Genomic DNA, 20134 nt, shown 5'->3' with positions numbered 1-20134 from the left:
CGCAGGGCGACTTCGAAACAAGAAAAAACCTTGTTACTGCGGTGTCTTTCTATGAAGTCTTCCTTTGTGCTCACCCTAGGGCAATTATGACGAACATCTATGTGGGGCTCTTTACCATAAAGATTGTTTCTCGGGTAGGAGCTGCGGCTAGACATCTCCGAATTTTTTATCTATCTAATCAATTACATAACCCATTTAGTGTCACCTACAACAATGTATAGTTGAATAAAACGATATCCAAACTATATATTGCCCCTGATGACTGAATGAGATAATTACGTAATTGACTCATCTAGAAAACTTTCTAACTCTGATACAATCAAATTAGCAGCCACAGTTTGTTGATATTCGGTTGACACAAACTTATCTGGTTCTGGAAAAAATTCTTCTATCACCTTTTGGTAAAGCTCTTCCAAAATTTCAATTGATATTTTTTTGCCAATTATAAATTGTTCACACCTTTCTAAACGCTTAGGTGTATTCGCACCTCCACCAACAGCTAGTCGAACATAATCCACCTGTTCATCACTATTCCAACAACAATAAGCAGATACCGTCACTAACGAAGGAATAAAGCCTTCACGACGACCAACCTTTCTATAAAAATTCATTGTTCTAGAAGCAATAGGCGGAGAAGGTAGTGAAAGGCTTGTAATAATAACATCTTCTAACATATTTTTTTGCAAGAAATTCCATAAAATCTCTGAACGATAATCACCATCAAACCAAGTTATTTTTGCTTCTAAGGTTAATAAAGCTGGAATTGTGTCCCCAATACGATAAATAATATTGCCACCTATCGTACCCCGGTTCCGAACTGCTGGAGATGCCACTTCCTGAATAGCCTCTGACAATAACGGCCACTCCTCTCGGATGGTAGGATGTGATTGGCATATCGATAAACTAGCTAATACACCAATCATCAAAGAATACCCTTGACTATCTTCCAACCTCTTTATATCACTCATCCAAGCAATTTGCTCTAAACTAATCAAATGTTGAGGCAATGGTGTGCCTTGTTCTCTCTTTAATTGAATTAATGTGCCACCAGCAATGTAGCACGCAGCTTTTCCAAGGGTTTGCTTTTGCTTAAAAGCATCCTCTATCGTAGTTGGGACGGACACCGAAGTAGTAACAATATTCTCTTCTGTCATAAACCCTTTATTTCCTTTAACCATTTGTAGTCATCCTCTGTATCAATGTCATGAAAGCAACTCCAGTCATCATAATCTACAGTTAATCCAAAATTCTCTTTACCTTTGTTTCTAAGTACCACTCTAGCACCTTGATCCCCTTGTAATTCTAGAAGAGAAGGATAAAAATCTGAGCTAAATAAGATCGGTGGTATAGCCGTTCCATTTACTCTAGAAACTACATAATCTACTTGTGCTTTCTTTCGTGTTGCACTTTTATATTTTGCAATAAGTTCATTTATCATTTTTACTGTAATCAACGGTTGATCCGCTAGCATGATAATGATAAATCTAGCATTTAATTTACTCGCGGCCTTCACACCTGTCTTAATAGAATACGATTGACCTTTATATGAATCTAAACATGTTACCTGCGACCACTTATTGGCCCTATTATCATTTAATTGGTTTGTATTCAACCATCCTAGTTGATCAGAAGATTTTGAAATTATTAGAGTATGATTGAGATTCGAGGATATAGCTGTTTCTAGCGATTTACTGCCGATTGTATCTTGATTAATAGGGAGATATAGCTTATTTTTCCCCATGCGGCTGCTCTTGCCCGCCGCTAATAATATGCCTACAGATTCATATTGTTTCACACAATTTTACTCCTTTGGTATGAGGCTTCTTTGATAGTTGAATTAACTCAGCCACAACACTTATCGCTATCTCTTCTGGACCTTCAGCGTTAATAGACAAACCTATAGGTGATGTTATGTGAGTGGGCAGGTCCTTTCCTCCTAACAAACGTTTCGTGCGTCTAGCAGAACCCAAAACACCGAGATACACCAAGTCTATGTCGGTAAGGTAAGATAGAAGACTTTTATCTTTCAGGAAATTATGCGTCATAATAACTACATAATCATTTGAAGTAAATGGAATCTTACTAATTAATTCATCGGGAAAACCGATAATATGCTCATCAGCATCAGGGAAGTGGCTTGAATTACATAATGCAGGGCGCCAATCAGCAACTACTACAGAAAAGCCTGTTCTACTTGCAAAGGTAGCTAACGGCATAGCATCTTTACCTGCGCCAAAGATAACTAATCTAGGCTTTGGCTTAAAGCAATGAACGTAAACTTGTTTAGATAGAATAGGAAAGTATAGTATCCCATTTTTTCCAGATTTATAATAATCCTTTAATTGCTTGCTTAATGAATGCTTGTTATATTCCCAGTTACCAAACACTTGTTGACTTTCCGTTAAAAAGATTGTCTTATTGTCATTGTTTTCATTTGGCAATTGTTTAATCATCGTAACTGCTTGTCGATTCTTTAAATGATAATGTAGCTCTTTAAGTTGTCTCCTTAACGACTCGTTTAACGGTTCCACAAGAACATGGATGACACCGTTACAACCAGAGCCTTCCCCCCAAGAAATTTCATTGTATCCCCTCATATCATAAATGATAATTTCTGGACGTTTGCCTAATCCATGATGCTCTATTCTGGCAGCTAAGTCTTCTTCTAGACAACCAGCACTCAACATACCAACTTGAGAACCGTCAGCTTGAAACAACATCATAGCCCCTTCTTTTTTATATGCAGACCCATCAACATGAATAATTGTAGCAAGAATAGCTATATCAGAAGATATTGAAATTTCGTCAAGTAACGCATGTATGTCCTCCATCCCTCCATCCCCCTTTAAATAAATCCAATTAACTTACTTTTTGAAAATTTAGATAACTTTAGATAGTAGGGCCTAAAACACTCGAAGAAACTATATAACTAAATAATTTAAATTTTTTAGAAATACTATTAAATTCTCAAAAACCAAAACTGAATTCAAGCACTTTGTAAGGTTTCCTAACAGGAATATTTTGTATGAAATAGCTTTTCACATTTCAAGCTTTACTATTTAAATTTACTGACACCTTACAGAGGGTAGTACAAAAGAAGCTGCTTGATCTGCAGCCTCTTTGTCAATTTTTTTAATACTAGTTCTCTGGTAAATATTCTATAGTGAAAATATCGGAGGCATCAAACTTTTCATCTAGTAAACCTAGTTCACTTAATTGATCAATAAGTGTAGACCAACGCTCTTCAGACATATACCCCACACCATGTTCTGCCGCATCTCCACCATAGATAAATTCTTCTTGTGTTTGTTGTTCGAATTGAAGTGCTTCTAATGAAATATCAGCTGTATTCTCATGAACTACTTCTGTAATTTCATCTGGTGATTCTTTATAATAGTTCCAGCCTTCAACAAAAGAAGTTACAAATTTCTGGACCGTTTCTTCATTTTCCTCAAGGTATTCTTTTGTTACATATAAAACGATATTGTATGGATTATATCCTGAATCAGAAACTAGTTTAGTTTCTGTAGTAATACCTTCTTCATCTAAGAAAAATGGTTCAGAAGTTACGAATGCCTGACTAATAGCATCTGAATCATCAATGAAATTGGTATGCTGACCTGTATAAGATAGTTCTTCAACGTCACTTAAGTCATATTGGCTCTTTAAATAATCCCAATATGTAATCCCCGGTTGAATATAAGCTGTTCGGCCATTCATTTCTTCAAAATCTGCTACACCCTGCCCTTCATGAAACATTAGCGCCTGAGGACTCCCTTGCATAGCTGTTGCTACTGCAACCAACTCAATACCTTCATTTCTCGCTATAACCATTTGATCAGCATGCGCTAGACCAAACTCAGCACTTCCAGAAGCCACCATCTGTATAGATGATACTTGAGGGCCTCCAGGTTCAATGGTTACATCTAGACCGTTGTCTTCAAAAATACCTTGATCATCAGCTGCATAGACACCACCATGTTGAGCTTTTGCAAACCAATTTAATACAACCTTTACAGACTCAGCAGAATCTGCTGCATCATCATTTGTCTCTGAAGCACTTCCCGTCTCTTGTCCACCACAAGCAGCTAAAGTAAGTATTACAACCAGACCAATAAATAAAATTCTGAATTTCTTTAATCCCCCAAATTCAATCATTATTAATCCCCTCTCTATTTTCTTTATTATTTGTCAACCTTCATAGCGGACTCATGCCAAGACCTCAACATAAGATTTGCAAACAAGCTTACTAGAAGATAAAAACCGATTCCTAAAATAGCGGCAGCAATACCACATGCGAACAGATAGGAGGTCTTTACTTGAATCGCAGCAACAGTTATGGAATAACCGAGACCTCCTTTACCACCACCAATTCCAGCAATATATTCCCCAACAATGGCACCGACAATCGATAGGGTACATGAAATTTTTAAACCTGCCATCATATAAGGTAAAGCAGCAGGAAGTCTTAATTTCCACATTCTTTGCCATTTGGAGGCATTATAAAGTGTAAAAAGCTCATCCATGTTCTTGTCCACCGAATTTAATCCCATTAATGTATTTGAGATAACCGGAAAAAATCCTATTAAGAAAGAAATAACAACAATAGAGTTATAACCAGCACCAAACCAAATCACAACGATAGGTGCCACAGCAACTACTGGTATGGTTTGTAAAATAATTGCATAAGGATAAATACTTCTTTCCAATATTTTTGAAGTAGCCAGTAAAATGGAAACAAGGATACCTACTACTGCACTCACAAGAAATCCAACTACTGATTCTACTACCGTTATCTGTACAGCCGGCCAAAGCAAATGCCAATCCTCAATTGCTGCACTAACTACATCTGTTGGTTTTGGCAAAATATAGTGTTTTAATCCAAGTAGTAATGGGACTGCTTGCCAGATCGCAATAAATACGACAAAAGCAATGATAGGACCTAGATATATCTGTTTGAATTTTGCAAAGAAACTGTTTTGTTTCTTTTCTTCTGTTTTTTTAATATGCTCATGGTTTTTAACTACTTCAACAGATGGCATGGACATTTTTTAGACCAACTCCCTTTGTTCCGAACTATTTTCTAGGCTGTCAGAAGCGACATCGACATAATCAGTAAATTTTTGATTCGTTCTTATACTCAACTGCCTAGGAAATGGCAGTTCAACATCTATCGTAGAAGATAACCTTCCTGGCCTAGCCGACATGACTGCTATTCGTGTAGAAAGAAAAACAGCCTCAAAGACGTTATGCGTAACAAATAGTATTGTCATATCTTCTTTTTTCCATATATCCAGCAATTCCAGCTGTAATGTTTGCCTAGTGATTTCATCTAATGCCCCAAACGGTTCATCCATCAATAACATCTTTGGTTTTGCCGCTAACGCACGAGCAATAGAAACCCTCATTTTCATACCACCAGACAACTGACGTGGATATGCTTTTACATGTTCTTTTAATCCAACCATCTCAAGAACTCTTATCGCTTCTTTCTTTTGTTCTTTCTTATTTCCACCTCTTAACTCTAAAGGAAGTAAAACGTTATCGAGAACTGTTCTCCACGGAAGTAGGTTTGCATCTTGGAATACAAAAGCAATGTCATTTGTATTTTGCACAATTTGTTTTGGTGGTTCATTAAATACTTTAACGGTACCCTGCGTTGCATTCCCAAGTCCAGCTACTAACCTAAGAGCGGTAGACTTTCCACAACCTGAAGGACCTAAAAAACTCAGGAACTCACCTTCATCAATGGATAAATTAAAATCACTTAAAGCAATTGTCTCTCCATTAAAAACTTTGCTAACATGCTGAAATGAAACCACATCTTTTTGAACTGTTGCCACCTCATTTTCCTCCTTTATTTACCCTAAAAGTCTATATGACAATTATCATTGTAAAATTCAATTAATAAGGCTATTAATACGTAACTTCTTAAGCTCAATCCCATAACGTTAATTTACCTTACATCTTCTGTTAGATTAAATAACTTAAATTAATCCTAATCGATAAGTTGGTTTTTGTCATTGGTCAATATATATGAATTAGTCTGAATCTTTTGTTTGTTTTAACTAAATAGATAAAAAACACCAACGGTTAGAGGATTAATAGATTGTCCACCCTCATCGATTGTTAATAGTGCGATGCACCATCGCTTTTTAAAATATCCAGATTATATAAAAAAGAAGCATCTTTTGATAAATTAGTATAATCTACTAACTTATCGAAAGATGCTTGCAAACCAACCTATAAAATTACTATATTAGAATTCCCTTTTCACAACTTTAATATACTTAATTCTTGTTAGGCTCTTCTTTCATCTCATCAACGAGTCTTTCTGCTAATCTTCTATACATATTACTTGTATTAATAAGTGATGAAATTAGTAGAAGAGATTCTAAATACTCAATATCCTCATCTTCTTTTTTATCAATCTCTTGATTAACATCAGAGGAAATCACATTTATATTCGCTTTAAAATTTTCTATACTCTTATCATGAAGTTCAAGATGACTCACGTATAATTCACTTAAATTGAGCTGTTCATGTTCTATTTTGTAGTTCAACCTATCAAGCACAACTTTTACATCACTTATCGATAATGCACCTTTTAATTGATATATTAGACTGATTAATATCAAATGCTCTTTTGAATACTTTTTATTTTTTATTGGAAACAGTAATTTCGCTTTAGCGTAATTGTTAATCATTGTTTTCGTTAATATTTTTTCATCTTCATTTCTCTTTGCCTCATTGTACTTGTTTTCGAAAAGCTGTGTGACCTGATCCATATATAAATCGATGTTCGGAATATCATCTAATGTAATCGTATTTTCTAATCCTAGTTCTGAAACAAGTTCGTATAATTTTTTCATTGCAGATTCCTCATTTACTATAAATAATATACATTCATTATAACTTAAAAATTAGCAAACGCAAACGTTGACCACGTCATGTAGTAGGTGTATTATAGTAAGTAGTTATCGATACTATGTGTTGTGGATGGAGGATTTATAATGAACTCTTTTATAAGAGAACCAATTAATGGCTTAACGCATTTAGCTGGTGCGATACTTTCGTTTGTTGCTCTTTTAGCTATGGTGATAAAAGCTGCAATTACGACCGCTTCACCACTTGCTATCACTTCAGTTATCATTTTTGGTATAAGTATGATGTTACTTTATTCAGCATCTGCTACCTATCATATGGTAATTGCTAAGAACAAAGTCATTGCATGGCTTAGAAGACTAGATCATTCCATGATATTTATTTTAATCGCTGGGACATACACTCCTTTTTGCCTAATTAGTTTAAACGGCTTTACCGGCTGGACACTTTTCACCATCATATTTGTTGTAGCAATTAGTGGCGTAGTCTTTAAAATGGTCTGGTTTGATTGTCCAAGGTGGTTATCTACTAGTCTTTATATCGCCATGGGCTGGATGATTGTGTTTGTATCTGCACCGCTTTCTGATGCTTTGAATGGTGTTGGTATATTTCTTTTAATACTTGGAGGAATCATTTATACCCTCGGCGGTATTATTTACGCAGTAAAACCTAAATTTTTAGAATTTAAACACCTTGGCTTTCATGAAATTTTCCATGTTTTTATTTTACTCGGAAGTTTAGCTCACTTCCTCAGCGTCTATATGTATGTATTATAAGAAAAGCGCAGGGCACCTTCGAAACAAGAAAAACGGTTGTTTCTGCGAAGACTTTCTATGTAGCTTTCCTTTGTGCTCAACCTAGGGCAATGAAGACGAACATCTATGTGGGGCTCCTTACCACAAAGATGTTTGACTTAAGGCCTCAGGCGGGGTAGTCCGCTTTCGCTAGACATCTCCGAATTTTCATGCTTTTTTATGACTCCGGAAAAAATCACTAATATAATTAATATGTTACTATTAATATATTGTTTTAACACTATATATAAATGGGTGATTACTTTGGATAAGATTCTCATCATAAATAATTTTCTTGATTATTATCAAGCAAGTAGTTGGCTAAAGACTACTTTAGTATTTATCGCTTTTTTATTCGCTATATTAATTCTTCGTTTTTTAATCCTTAAAATTTTAAAAAGTAAAGAAGACCGTAATGTAATACAAAATGAAGTTGCAATTCCTTTTTTAAATTGGCTCACAACTTATGGAATTTTACTATTTATTTTAATTTATTTTTCAAATTTTGACTGGATGCGTAAAAAATTCGCTTCGATTGGAAATGTTGAAATAACAGTATTTCTAATTATCATTGCTGTACTAATTATATCTTTTGCTAATAGAACCTCAAAGGTCATAACAAAATATCTTCTACCAAGAGTTTACGACCGTTATCAATTAGACAGGGGAGTACAGTTTACCTTTAACCGCATGTTCCACTATAGTATTATGGCAATTGCTTTCATCGTCAGTATTTCCACTGTAGGTATAGATTTGAGTGCGCTGACTGTTTTTGCAGGTGTAGTAGGGGTCGGGATTGGTTTTGGACTCCAGAACATCGCATCCAACTTTATTTCAGGTATTATTTTATTATTCGAACGTCCAATTAAAGTTGGGGATCGCGTGATTGTAGATGATATTATAGGGGATATTGAAAGGATTAATATGCGCGCAACTGTAATTCGAAGTATTAATAATGAACATATTATCGTTCCTAACTCCTACTTCTTAGAAGAGCATGTTGTGAACAGATCTTATAGTGATCCTAAAATGCGACTTACTATTCCAATCGGTGTTGCATACGGAACGGATGTTGAAAAGGTTAGACTGATGTTATTGCAGGTAGCAAGTGACGAGGCGAAGGAATCCGAAACAATGATATTAGACCCTGAACCATTTGTGAACTTCGTAGGTTTTGGAGAATCCTCTCTAGATTTTGAGTTATTCGTTTGGATATCAAATCCAAATGCTGTACTTACAACACAAAGTAATATCAACTTTCGCATTTATCGAATTCTTGCGGATCACCAGATTGAAATTCCATTTCCTCAAAGAGACTTACATATTAAAAGCTTCGATGGTGACACAATAAAAATTAACAAATAAGAAAACAACTTCTCCTCAAACAATAAGGAGAAGTTGTTTTTGTAATTTCTTTTATGAGATACTTTGTTTCTCTTCAGAAAGGAACTCTAAGGCTTCCTCATATGTACTAAAGTGAAATTCATTTCCATTACTAGATTCTTTCGCTGTTCTTTTTAACTGAAGTTTTGCTAATGCACTACTAACAACAACAGCAGCCCTTTTCATACCGCTTTCCAACAGCCACTCTTGGTGTGCAACAATTTCTTTTTGAGTTTCAGGTAGCAATACAGTAATTTCATTCATATCAACAATTAAATCAAAAGTTTTTGTATGTGAGCTTCTGAAGATGTCTGCTAATTTTTTATTTACTTGCTGTACATCATCAGGGGTAACATTACCAATCCAGCTTAATCCGAAAATATTTTTACTTTTTTCAATCACTTTTACATCATGCATAAAAGATCCTCCTCTTTATATCTAATATATTTGTATATGTTTTGTATAATTATTGTATAACAAAGAACTAAATTGTACAAGCATTTAAATTCTTAGTAAATTCCTCACATATCCTTTATAAAACATAAAAAAGGATATCCGCTGTGGATATCCTTTGAAAACCTTTATTTATTTCTCCGAGCAAAATCAACAAAACGAAATTTATCCGGTCGATGTCTTGATTCCGTATATTGGAACAAACTTGCGTCATCAAGATATACAAAATTTTTAATTATTACAATATTATGGAATCCTTCTAAATCCAAAAATTCTCGATCTTCTTCTGTAGGCTCTTCTACAACAATTTCTTTTTTTGCAAAACTAATATTTAGGTTCAATTCATTTTCCATATAATCATAAATAGAATCTTCACATACTTCCACTGTAATTGACGGTACGAATTTTTGGCTCAGATAGTCTTTATCTAATATTATCTTATTACCAGCAATATCCCTTGTCCGAATTACTTTCCAAACCTTTTCATTACTCGTGATATTAAGTTGCTTTTTAAGATTTTGATCAGGTTTTATCAGAGAAAGCTCATTTACAATCGTCTTTGCTCTATTGTCCATTTTTTCAGCTAATTCTTTAAAGCTTACTAAACCGGAGATAGGAAAATCAAATTTACTTCGGTCAATAACCAGAGAACCTTTTCCTCTTACTTTTTGAATAAACCCATTTTGTGACAATAGGTTTAACGCTTTCCGTATTGTCTCTCTTGAAGTATCATAACAATCCTTCAAATCATTTTCGGAAGGAAGAAAGGAATGTGGTTCCATTTCACCATTTTCAATCCTTTCTGCTATTTCATTATAAATCACTAAATATTTGTTCGTCATGATTGTAGCCCCGTTTATTTTTTCAGATGATAGACAATGGATTCATATGGACGTAACGTACAAGATGTAAAATCTGCTGCTGGATCTTGATAGTTCGATATTAAGATTGAACTTTCAAAACTTGAGTAATCAATACTTCCAGGCAATTGATACGTTGTTTCTTTTCCATAGAAATTATTTACTACAAGTAACTTTTCATCTCCATTGCTTCGTATATAAGCAAAAATATCATTATGGTCTTCTAAAATCAACTGAAAATCCCCATCTATAACTATATCGTGTTGCTTTCTTATTTGAATTAACTGTTGATAGTAATAAAAAATTGAATCTTTGTCAGTAACAGCTTGTTCTGCATTAATCTGTTTATAGTTGGCAGCAGGTTGAATCCAAGGCGTTCCTGATGTAAAGCCTGCATTCTTAGTGGCATCCCATTGAACAGGGGTCCGTGAATTATCTCTTGATTTATGCTTTAAAATGTCTATAATTTCAGATTCCGACATACCTTCTTCTTTTTTAATATTAAAAGTATTAAGGGATTCTACGTCGCGGTAATCATCAATGCTCTCAAACTTAGGGTTAGTCATACCAAACTCTTCCCCTTGATATATATAAGGAGTTCCTTGCATCATATGAATAGTTGTAGCCAGCATTTTTGCCGACTCTTCATGATACTTTTCATCATCACCAAAGCGTGAAACTACGCGAGGTTGATCATGATTACACCAGAAAAGTGCATTCCAACCTTTACCTTTATGCATCTCTACCTGCCATGTGGATAGAATGGTTTTTAACTCCTGAAAATCAAATTCCGCCTTTGTCCATTTCTCACCATTCGGATAGTCTACTTTAAGATGGTGAAAATTAAAGGTCATGTCTAATTCATTTCTATCTGGATTCGTATATTTAATACAATTATCAATTGTTGTGGAAGACATTTCACCAACTGTCATAATATCATAGTTGGAAAAAACATGTTTGTTCATTTCTTGCAAAAACTCGTGCACACGCGGGCCATCTGTATAGAATTTACGACCATCTCCCGGAGCAACAGAACCATCATCATTTGGAAATTCTTGGTATTTTGAGATTAGATTGATAACATCGAGCCGGAAACCAGCCACTCCCTTTTTAAGCCAGAAATCCATCATATCATATACTGCATGTCTAACTTTTGCATTTTCCCAATTCAAATCAGCTTGTGTTATATCAAATAAATGTAAATAATATTGTCCAGTTGTTTCATCATATTGCCATGCAGATCCACCAAATTTAGATGACCAATTTGTAGGCGCTTTTCCTTCTTCACCATCTTTCCATATATAAAAATCACGATAAGGATTATCTTTTGAGCTCATTGACTGTTTGAACCATTCATGCTCTGTTGAGGTATGGTTTACAACAATATCCATAATGATTTTAAGTCCACGTTTATGAGCTTCTTCTAGCAATGTATCAAAGTCTTCCATTGTGCCATATGGTTCATAAATACTATAATAATCACTTATATCATATCCATTATCACGTTGCGGAGAATCATAAATAGGAGTCAGCCATAGTACATCTACTCCCAATTCTTTTAAGTAATCCAGCTTAGAAATTATTCCTTGAATATCTCCGATTCCATTACCGGTTGTATCATTAAAACTCTTTGGATAAATTTGATAAACAACAGCCTGTTTCCACCATGCTTGAGTCATGCAGAGAACACCTTCCTCTTTCATTAATCATAAGGTTATAATGCGGAAAAGCAACCAGAGTTATCCGGTTGCTATCCTTTTTTCTATGTTGAATTATTTACCTAATCGTTCGTATGCATTTACACCCATTTTTGTTTTTGCCAAAGCAAATGTTAAGAGAATCGGAACCACGATTGCTACTAGCATCGATATTGCAAACATAACCATATCTGGAACCTGAATCGATAGAATACCTGGAATACCACCAACACCAATGGAGTTAGCCATTACCCCACTACCAACAGAGATGATCGCTGCAATAGAAGAACCAATCATCGCGGCTATGAATGGGAATAAATATTTTAAGTTTATACCAAACATCGCTGGTTCAGTTACGCCAAGATAACAAGAAATGGCAGCCGGAACTGATACTTGTTTCTCTTTTTCATCTTTTCTATTCAGAATAATCATTGCAACAACAGCTGAACCTTGAGCAATATTTGATAATGCAATCATTGGCCAAAGGTTAGTTCCACCAAATTCACTCATCAATTGTAAATCAATCGCGTTAGTCATATGGTGAAGCCCTGTGATTACGAGTGGTGCATATGCAAAACCAAATACTGCCGCGAATAACCAACCTAATCCAGAAGTTAGTCCTGAGTACACAACATTAGAAATCCATGAACCAATTGTCCATCCTATAGGACCTAACACAACGTGAGCTATTAAAACAGCCGGAATAAGTGCGAAAAATGGAACAAAGATCATTGAAATAACATTTGGAATTACTTTTCGTAACCATATTTCTAGATAAGCCAAGACAAACCCGGCTAAAATTGCAGGAATTACTTGCGCTTGATACCCTATCATATCAACTGTTGCAAACCCGAAATCCCAAACTGGAATTGCATCTGCACCAGCAACACCATAAGCATTTAGTAACTGAGGCGAGACTAACGTTATACCTAAAACGATACCGAGGATTTGCGTCGTTCCCATTTTCCTTGAAATCGCCCACGTTATACCTACCGGTAAGAAATGGAAAATCGCTTCACCAATTAACCATAGAAAAGCATGAACCCCAGCCCAGAATTGCGAAACGTCAACTAATGTTTGCTCATTATTCGGCCCCATCATTCCAATTTCACCAATAACATTTCTAAAACCTAAAATAAGACCACCAACAACTAGTGCCGGAATTAGCGGGGTAAAGATATCTGCTAGATGCGAGATCATTCTTTGGATAAAGTTCATGTTTTGTTTAGCTGCAACTTTCGCTTCATCTTTTGATGTATCACCTACACCTGCAATTTTAGTAAACTCATTATAAAATGTTGAAACTTCATTTCCTATTATTACTTGAAACTGTCCGGCATTTGTAAACGTTCCTTTTACAAGATCAATTTCCTCAATCTTGTCTGCATCCGCTTTCTTTGTGTCATTTAGAACAAACCGCATTCTTGTAGCACAATGCGTGACGACTGAAATATTTTCACTGCCACCGATGTGTTCCAATAATTCTTTGGCTGAATCCGTGTATTTAGCCATTACTACTTTCCCCTTCCTTAATTTGTATTTTTTGTAGTTTATTACTCAGTAAAAAAACTATACAATAATAAATTCACTAACTTGTATATACATGTTTTGTTTGCGTTTTCATTATATCTTGTATATACAAGATAGTCAACCAGAATATTTACTAGTTAAAACAAAAAAACACTCAAACCAAAAAACGATTTAAGTGTTTTATCTACTATAGATATGGCCTCTATTCTTGTTCAAACGATGATTGATGAATATGACCATCATTTTCACTAAGAATTTTATATGCATCTTGAACATCCTTATCTTCTACTTCGAACTCAAGAACATGCGTCCGGTTGTTATCAGAAGAACTATCAGCTAGGTTAATTCCTATTCCACCAGCTCCGATTGTTCTACCGGCTCCATTACCATTATTTATTAACGGAAATACCATTCGAAAGTCAGTACCATCTGGAACTTTGTCAACAAAAACATTTTTAATATTTAACGTATTTAATTTCGCATGCACTGACTCTGCATCATTTTCTGATTTGAAGTATGCTTGAATACTTTTAAACATTATTGTACACCCTTTCATAAGTTTTACTCATACTATACCCAATCCCCTGAATCACTAAACAGTTGTTGATTCCAAGGGATTGATTTTATATAGGAATGTATTGTTTCATTCTGGGTAAATTATTGAAGAATGGATGGTATGAGGAGGTATTGTATAACCATGGATAAAAATATGAATACGAGTGAATTTGTAGAAAGATTTAATGAAACAAAAAAGAAAGATGAACAAAATAGGAAACGCCAGGGACATGGTAATCCTGCTAAGAAGCTAGCGAGTAAGGACCAACTAAAACAGTAATGACTTTCTTTTTCCAGAGGTATAGATAATTTGATGAAACAGTTTATGCTTTCAATCCATTACCTATACCTCTTTTAACACATTTGCTAACGACGGTAAGTCAGCATAAACTATGCCTTATATTTTTAAAATTCAAACAGCTAAAGTTGAAATCTCCCTATCAAAGCTAACTTTTTGATACATATTTAGTAATTGATCTAACTCTTGGCTACATTTAATGGTTTCTTTACTTGTTAAACCTTTTAACAGACCCACTTTCACCATTTCATTTCTCTTACTATTAATTCGTGTTAATAGAATTCTCTTTTCATTATTCACTTTTCTTAACCTCATCCTTTAATAAATATACTTGTGTACTAGCATTATGATGAATATTTTTGTAAATTAAAATACTTTCAACAAACAAAGTCAAAATAAAATTATATTTGACTATAAACGACAGTTAATTTATATCTTAAGAATTCCATTGTATCGAACATCATATTCTTAGATATAATGTTCGACTTTTTTATTAGAAACCTTAGAATATTAGCAATTACTAGTGTACTTTTTAATGAAATACAACCACAACACACCTAAAGATAATAGTAGAGTTGCTGCTATATAATAAACCATTTTTAAACTAAACATTTCGATAACAATAAATGCTAAAAATGGCCCTAATGCTGCACCAATATCAACTACAATTGTATGTGCGGTCATCACTTTTACTCGGTTATTCTGAGCCGCTGTACTTGTAGCTAATGTATCTGTTGTGGTAACAAATATAGTCGATACTAACTGAAAGATTAATAACGTGGTGATAAGGAAAACTATTGATGAGACTTTCCCTAATATGATAAAAAGGATACCACCAGCTACCAAAGGAATAAGTAACATTCTTAGCATGGACTCTGATGAATCTAATAACTTTCCAACAACCGGAGCCACAAAGGGATCCCACCCCCAGCGAATAGCTTGAATAATACCTCCCAATGTAGCAGCTCCTATTGTTAGACTGAGAAACGTCCAGTCCTCTTGATAAACCTGTTCAATCAGTGGGCTTAATGTGGAAGCAAATAGGCCAAATACAATAAAACCCATCGCTAAACCAGTGATTAATATCATTGTTAAATACGGTGACAACCATCCTTTATCTTTTATTTTATTATTTTTCTCAGTTTCTTTCATCTTTTGGGAGGCAGGGACTAATAACCAGACGGATGGTATAGCTAATAAACCTATTATTGAAAATAATGATGTAACAAATCTAATCGATGTTTGATCTACTAGCAAGCCGCCTCCAAGCATTCCGACTAGGCCTCCAATACCCCACAAACCATTATAAAGCCCAACAAATCGTCCTCGGTTTGCATCATTTGTCACCTCAATGACTGTTAGAAACCCGCCAAGACGCAGAAGCGACCAGGCGACACCCCACAAGGCACGCATGGTAACCAAAATCCAAAATTGATGAAAAATACCATAGGACAATGTAGTCAAAGCAGCTAATAGGATAGCCAAAAGAACACCAGTTCTTAACTGGAAATGTTGATAAAACAATCCCACCAGAGGATTAATTGGTAAACGAATAAAGCGATTTATGGAAAGTAAAATTCCAATTTGCCATAGTCCAGTCAAACCAAATTCACGCCAATAGATAGGAAGTACAATAAATAACATAGCATCCCCCATAACCGCTACCGCAGTAATCAGGGCTATGCCTACAACTTTGTTCTTTTCAGAAACGATCAATTTTTGTTTCCTTTCCCCTTGTTGTTTCGAACATAGCTTGGTTTCTATGGTCAAATCGGGATTTGCTATAATACTGCTTAGCTAACTTATATCCCTCTCCTTTTATATCTACTGTACTATTCAACAAACAAGCTGTATGGACAGAAAAACGATTAACTTTATCTCGCATCCAGTTCACCTTTTCCTATTTCCATGACATTAAAAATAAGTTCCATTTAATCAACCTCCTACTTTCTATTCTAATTTTTAAAAAGAGGAAAAAAAGTGTATAATTCACTTTGTATTATTTCCCCTTTTATATGAAAGAAGGTGTAAAGCAAGGATGAAATTATTAGAACATTATCAAATAATGATACTTAATTTAAAACAAAAGAACATAGACATTCCGATTACAACTTCAAAGCTATCTAGTTTATTATCATGCTCCATGCGTAATACAAAAATTATTATTCGAAAAATGCAAGATGCAGGCTGGATAAGTTGGGTTCCAGGTAAGGGAAGAGGCAATTATTCGACTATTAATTTACTTTTGGATATAGATTCATTAGCAATAGAAGAAGCAAAGAAAATTGCGACAACTAAAACAATCGATGAATCTATCCAATTTGTAAAGGGGTATTGTATAAGTCCTAATCTACAAAGGGATTTTATTGATTGGCTTTTTTATAAACTAGAAAAGGATGAGTCTAGCCCTCAAGTTGATCGCTTGAGGTTTCCTTCCTACCGTCCATTACCTGTGCTCGATCCGATGCTCGTTAATCGTCGGACAGAGAATCATATTATGAGACATCTTTTTAATCAACTTGTTTATTTTAATGAATTAACCAAACAACACGAACCTCAACTAGCCCACACATTTAATCACAACGAGAACTTCACAGTATGGAAATTTTATTTAAGAAAAGGTGTGAAATTCCATCATGGTAAAGAAATGACCGCTGAAGACGTTTGTTATAGTTTCCAAAGACATAAGGAAAAATCATCTGCTTATCACTGGATAATGGAGAATATAGATAACGTGGTTGCTATAAACACATATACTGTAAAGTTTATATGTCGTAGACCAATTGTTTATTTCCTTCATTTAATTGCTTCACTAGGTGGTAGTATTATCCCAAAGAATGAGAATTTTTCATATACTCCAGTTGGTACTGGTCCTTTTCTTTTATTAGAGAATACAGAAGACAAATTAACACTTGGGGTACATAAAGGTTTTTTTGAAACTCGCCCACAAATGGATGAAATAACCATGTACTTTTTCCCACAACTTTATGATAATAAGCAGTCGATTGATAAAAAAAGTGCAGAACACATGAACTTTTATCATTACCCTTATTATCAAAGAAAATCAAATAACTTTAATCAAGTTACTTCGACTGATCGTGGTAGTAAATTACTAACATTAAATGTGAACAGTGGTATTTTAGCCAACGACCGATTCCTTAGAGAAGCTATACTCCATTTTCTTCCACCCGAGAAGCTAATATCTCAATTATCTGGAAATAGGTTTCTGTCCGCATCTCGACTATTATCTGATTTTGAAACGCGTGATAGTTGTTATCGAGATGTAACTATTGGAAGAATTAATCTAAATAAAAGCCTATATTCGGGTGAACCACTCCATCTATACAGTTATACTGGAGCAGGCAACGAGTTAGATGGGAAATGGCTACAAGAGCAACTTAATAAGGAGGGAATACATGTACACCTTCACTTTTTATCCTATGAAGAATTACATAGCCATTCCTTATCCTTCTCCGCAGACATGCTACTCGGTGAAGCACTTGTTGATGAGAGTGTTCTGTATACCTATTTGTCATCATTTCTAGGTGAACATAGTCTACTAACACACCACCTTCCTAATCACCATAAGAACAATATCAATGAATTAACAAAGACTTTCTATACGGAAAAAGGGATACTAACTTTTTTAAAAGAGATAGAAATGGACCTTTGTAAACAATTCAGTCATATCCATCTATACCGATTAGAACAATTTGCCATTTATCCAAGTTATCTGCAAAACATTCATATCAACGCACTTGGTTGGGTTGATTATACAAAACTCTGGTATAACTACGAAAATAGAAACAAGGGTATCAATCCATAGATTGATACCCTGTTTTTATCTATTAATAGTTAAAACGATTAACGACTTCTTGTAGATCCTCTGCCATAGATGCTAGTGCTTCAGCAGACGCACTTATCTCTTGCATGGATGCAAGCTGTTCTTCTGTCGATGCAGCAACTTCTTCTGAACTTGCTGCATTTGTTTGGGCTTGTTCCGAAACTTCCCTTGCAGAAGTAGATACCTCCTCGATACTCGCTGAAATTTGTTGTACTGTTGCCGTAACGTCCTCAATTTGTGGAGTTATGTTTCTTGTACTATTTAAAATTTGGGCAAACTTATCTGAAGTTTGTTGAGAAACTTTTACACCGTTTTCTGCATTGGTCATGACTTCACCCATCATTTTAACCGATTCTTCGGTATCTTTTTGAATCACTGCTATAAGCTCAGCAATATTCTTTGTAGAATCTTGTGATTGTTCAGCTAGTTTTCGTACTTCATCAGCAACAACTGCGAAGCCTTTTCCATGTTCACCAGCCCTTGCAGCTTCAATAGCAGCATTAAGCGCTAAAAGATTTGTTTGTTCAGCAATATCGTTAATAACATTTAGGATGTTACCTATTTCTTTAGAACGTTCCGATAGAGTTCCAATTACCTCATTAGACTTACTTACGGATTCACGAATAAATCTCATTTGCTGTAAATTATCGTTTACGAACTTGTCGCCTTCTTCTGCTTCCACAGTCGTTTGCTTAGAAAGTTCAGAGACCATCGTAGAACTATTCGCTATTTGTGTTACACCTTGTAACACTTCTTCTAGTGACCTAGAATTACTTTCAAGTTTAGATGTAGTAAACTCTGCACTGCTTGCTACTTCTTGTATAGATGAAGAAACAGATTCTGTTGCTTTACTAGATTGTTCAGCACTAGCATTTAATTGTTCAGCAGAAACTGCCACCTGGTCTGAGTTACGAGCAATACCACTAATCATTTCTCGTAAGTTAGTAGTCATCTGTTCAAATGATTGATTTAAATAGAAAATTTCATCCTTGCTCTTTATCCTTAATTCTTCTGTATTTAAATCTCCAGCAGCAACTTGTTTAGCTTTGTTACCCAGTTTAACAATTGGCCTGGAAATATAAATAGAAATTATAATACCTGCACCTATTGCAATTAAGGTAGCTATTACGCTAATAACGACCACTTGAATTAAACCAGACTGTGAATCTTGCTGTGTTTGATTCACTTGTACGCTAAGAATATCTTCTTTTAACCAATCATGTAATGAAGTAACCTCATCCGTTAAACTAGTAGTGATTGGGGGAATTTCATTTAACCCCTGTGTAAGAGCATTTTCTTTATCAATAGACATATTGTCCATCACCTGATTAGATAATTCGATAAACTCTTTATTTAATTGCTCAATAGAGTCTAATCTATCACGTGTTTCTTCCAATGTGGATAATTGTTTTCCTTCTTCGACTAAAGTAATTATTCTTTCATTAGCTGTATTCATTTGCTCTTTATATGTAGTATCTTCATATAACATAAATGCACGATAATAACCGATTTGCAAAGCAGAATTTGTTTGCATTGATTGTGCTATTGATCTTAATTCTGAAACAGTTCCAACTAGATAATCATAAGATTCGTTTGTCTCCTTCATATTTTTGTATGATAAGAATGAGGATAGACCAAATATAATCGAGATGATCAGAAAGCTTCCTATAAGTTTTTGTTTAATAGTGAAATTCATGTTTTTATTCTCCCTTTGTGATTTTTGTAAACTTCTTAAATATTTTGCTTGAAAAAGTGAATGTGAATAGATAAACCCAACTTATAGTTTTTTAACCAGTATTTGCACCTTTTACCTATAGTGAAAAATTGAATTTGCT

Annotated in this window: 20 protein-coding genes; 4 read left to right on the top strand and 16 right to left on the bottom strand. The window is 34.7% G+C overall.

What is annotated here, in order from left to right; translation table 11 throughout:
* Positions 1-275: 275 nt before the first annotated feature.
* The 7 genes from QQS35_RS11165 to QQS35_RS11135 all read right to left on the bottom strand — a co-directional run bounded on the left by QQS35_RS11165 (position 276) and on the right by QQS35_RS11135 (position 6872).
* Positions 276-1178: an FAD binding domain-containing protein gene (locus tag QQS35_RS11165; protein WP_285932186.1), complete on the bottom strand. Its 903-nt coding sequence runs from the start codon at positions 1176-1178 to the stop codon at positions 276-278.
* Positions 1151-1795 (bottom strand): nucleotidyltransferase family protein, encoded by a 645-nt coding sequence (locus tag QQS35_RS11160; RefSeq protein ID WP_285932185.1) that lies wholly within the window; start codon positions 1793-1795, stop codon positions 1151-1153. The genes QQS35_RS11165 and QQS35_RS11160 overlap by 28 nt, the downstream gene beginning before the upstream one ends.
* A complete protein-coding gene (locus QQS35_RS11155; protein WP_285932184.1) occupies positions 1782-2831 on the bottom strand; it encodes an XdhC family protein in 1050 nt (349 codons plus the stop codon). The genes QQS35_RS11160 and QQS35_RS11155 overlap by 14 nt, the downstream gene beginning before the upstream one ends.
* Positions 2832-3138: 307 nt before the next feature.
* Entirely contained in the window at positions 3139-4158 is a 1020-nt protein-coding gene (locus QQS35_RS11150) for an ABC transporter substrate-binding protein (RefSeq protein WP_285932183.1), read from the bottom strand.
* A gap of 26 nt (positions 4159-4184) precedes the next feature.
* Positions 4185-5048, bottom strand: a complete 864-nt coding sequence (locus QQS35_RS11145; RefSeq protein WP_285932182.1) for an ABC transporter permease — start codon at positions 5046-5048, stop codon at positions 4185-4187.
* 3 nt (positions 5049-5051) lie between these two features.
* The gene (locus tag QQS35_RS11140) at positions 5052-5843 is read right to left on the bottom strand and encodes an ABC transporter ATP-binding protein (RefSeq protein ID WP_285932181.1); all 792 of its coding nucleotides are present in this window, start codon (positions 5841-5843) and stop codon (positions 5052-5054) included.
* 447 nt (positions 5844-6290) lie between these two features.
* Positions 6291-6872, bottom strand: coding sequence for a DUF1836 domain-containing protein (locus QQS35_RS11135; protein WP_285932180.1), 582 nt, complete (start codon positions 6870-6872; stop codon positions 6291-6293).
* 141 nt (positions 6873-7013) lie between these two features.
* Here QQS35_RS11135 and trhA point away from each other — a divergent pair, with 141 nt between their 5' ends.
* Both trhA and QQS35_RS11125 read left to right on the top strand, forming a co-directional pair.
* Positions 7014-7661, top strand: a complete 648-nt coding sequence (gene trhA / locus QQS35_RS11130; protein ID WP_285932178.1) for a PAQR family membrane homeostasis protein TrhA — start codon at positions 7014-7016, stop codon at positions 7659-7661.
* Between the two features lie 273 nt (positions 7662-7934).
* Positions 7935-9044, top strand: coding sequence for a mechanosensitive ion channel family protein (locus tag QQS35_RS11125; RefSeq protein ID WP_407933959.1), 1110 nt, complete (start codon positions 7935-7937; stop codon positions 9042-9044).
* Between the two features lie 51 nt (positions 9045-9095).
* On the opposite strand, the gene QQS35_RS11120 is transcribed toward QQS35_RS11125, so the two are convergent.
* From QQS35_RS11120 to QQS35_RS11100, 5 genes are all read right to left on the bottom strand, one after another.
* A complete protein-coding gene (locus QQS35_RS11120) occupies positions 9096-9479 on the bottom strand; it encodes a SpoIIAA family protein (RefSeq protein WP_285932174.1) in 384 nt (127 codons plus the stop codon).
* A gap of 164 nt (positions 9480-9643) precedes the next feature.
* A complete protein-coding gene (treR, locus tag QQS35_RS11115) occupies positions 9644-10357 on the bottom strand; it encodes a trehalose operon repressor (protein WP_285932172.1) in 714 nt (237 codons plus the stop codon).
* 14 nt (positions 10358-10371) lie between these two features.
* Entirely contained in the window at positions 10372-12054 is a 1683-nt protein-coding gene (gene treC / locus QQS35_RS11110) for an alpha,alpha-phosphotrehalase (protein WP_285932171.1), read from the bottom strand.
* A gap of 93 nt (positions 12055-12147) precedes the next feature.
* Complete coding sequence (gene treP, locus QQS35_RS11105) at positions 12148-13584, bottom strand: PTS system trehalose-specific EIIBC component (protein ID WP_285932170.1); 1437 nt, start codon at positions 13582-13584, stop codon at positions 12148-12150.
* Between the two features lie 220 nt (positions 13585-13804).
* Entirely contained in the window at positions 13805-14140 is a 336-nt protein-coding gene (locus tag QQS35_RS11100) for a hypothetical protein (RefSeq protein ID WP_285932169.1), read from the bottom strand.
* Positions 14141-14299: 159 nt separating this feature from the next.
* Here QQS35_RS11100 and QQS35_RS11095 point away from each other — a divergent pair, with 159 nt between their 5' ends.
* A complete protein-coding gene (locus tag QQS35_RS11095) occupies positions 14300-14437 on the top strand; it encodes a DUF4023 domain-containing protein (RefSeq protein ID WP_285932168.1) in 138 nt (45 codons plus the stop codon).
* A 132-nt stretch (positions 14438-14569) separates the two neighbouring features.
* Here the strand turns inward: QQS35_RS11095 and QQS35_RS11090 are convergent, their stop codons facing one another.
* From QQS35_RS11090 to QQS35_RS11080, 3 genes are all read right to left on the bottom strand, one after another.
* Positions 14570-14755, bottom strand: a complete 186-nt coding sequence (locus tag QQS35_RS11090) for an aspartyl-phosphate phosphatase Spo0E family protein (RefSeq protein ID WP_285932167.1) — start codon at positions 14753-14755, stop codon at positions 14570-14572.
* 210 nt (positions 14756-14965) lie between these two features.
* Positions 14966-16171, bottom strand: a complete 1206-nt coding sequence (locus QQS35_RS11085; RefSeq protein ID WP_285932165.1) for an MFS transporter — start codon at positions 16169-16171, stop codon at positions 14966-14968.
* The gene (locus tag QQS35_RS11080; RefSeq protein ID WP_285932164.1) at positions 16158-16340 is read right to left on the bottom strand and encodes a hypothetical protein; all 183 of its coding nucleotides are present in this window, start codon (positions 16338-16340) and stop codon (positions 16158-16160) included. The genes QQS35_RS11085 and QQS35_RS11080 overlap by 14 nt, the downstream gene beginning before the upstream one ends.
* Before the next feature lie 153 nt (positions 16341-16493).
* On the opposite strand from QQS35_RS11080, the gene QQS35_RS11075 reads away from it, so the two are divergent.
* Positions 16494-18281, top strand: a complete 1788-nt coding sequence (locus QQS35_RS11075; RefSeq protein WP_285932163.1) for an ABC transporter substrate-binding protein — start codon at positions 16494-16496, stop codon at positions 18279-18281.
* A gap of 22 nt (positions 18282-18303) precedes the next feature.
* Here QQS35_RS11075 and QQS35_RS11070 read toward each other — a convergent pair whose 3' ends face one another.
* Positions 18304-19995 carry a methyl-accepting chemotaxis protein gene (locus tag QQS35_RS11070; RefSeq protein ID WP_285932162.1) on the bottom strand — a complete coding sequence of 564 codons (1692 nt, stop codon included), beginning with the start codon at positions 19993-19995 and terminating at the stop codon, positions 18304-18306.
* Between the last annotated feature and the right edge of the window lie 139 nt (positions 19996-20134).

The sequence above is a fragment of the Aquibacillus rhizosphaerae genome, from assembly GCF_030282825.1.
Classification (GTDB): Bacteria; Bacillota; Bacilli; order Bacillales; family Amphibacillaceae; genus Aquibacillus_C; species Aquibacillus_C rhizosphaerae.
Note: the sequence above shows the minus strand (reverse complement) of the source record. Positions and strands in the feature narration are given on the sequence as shown.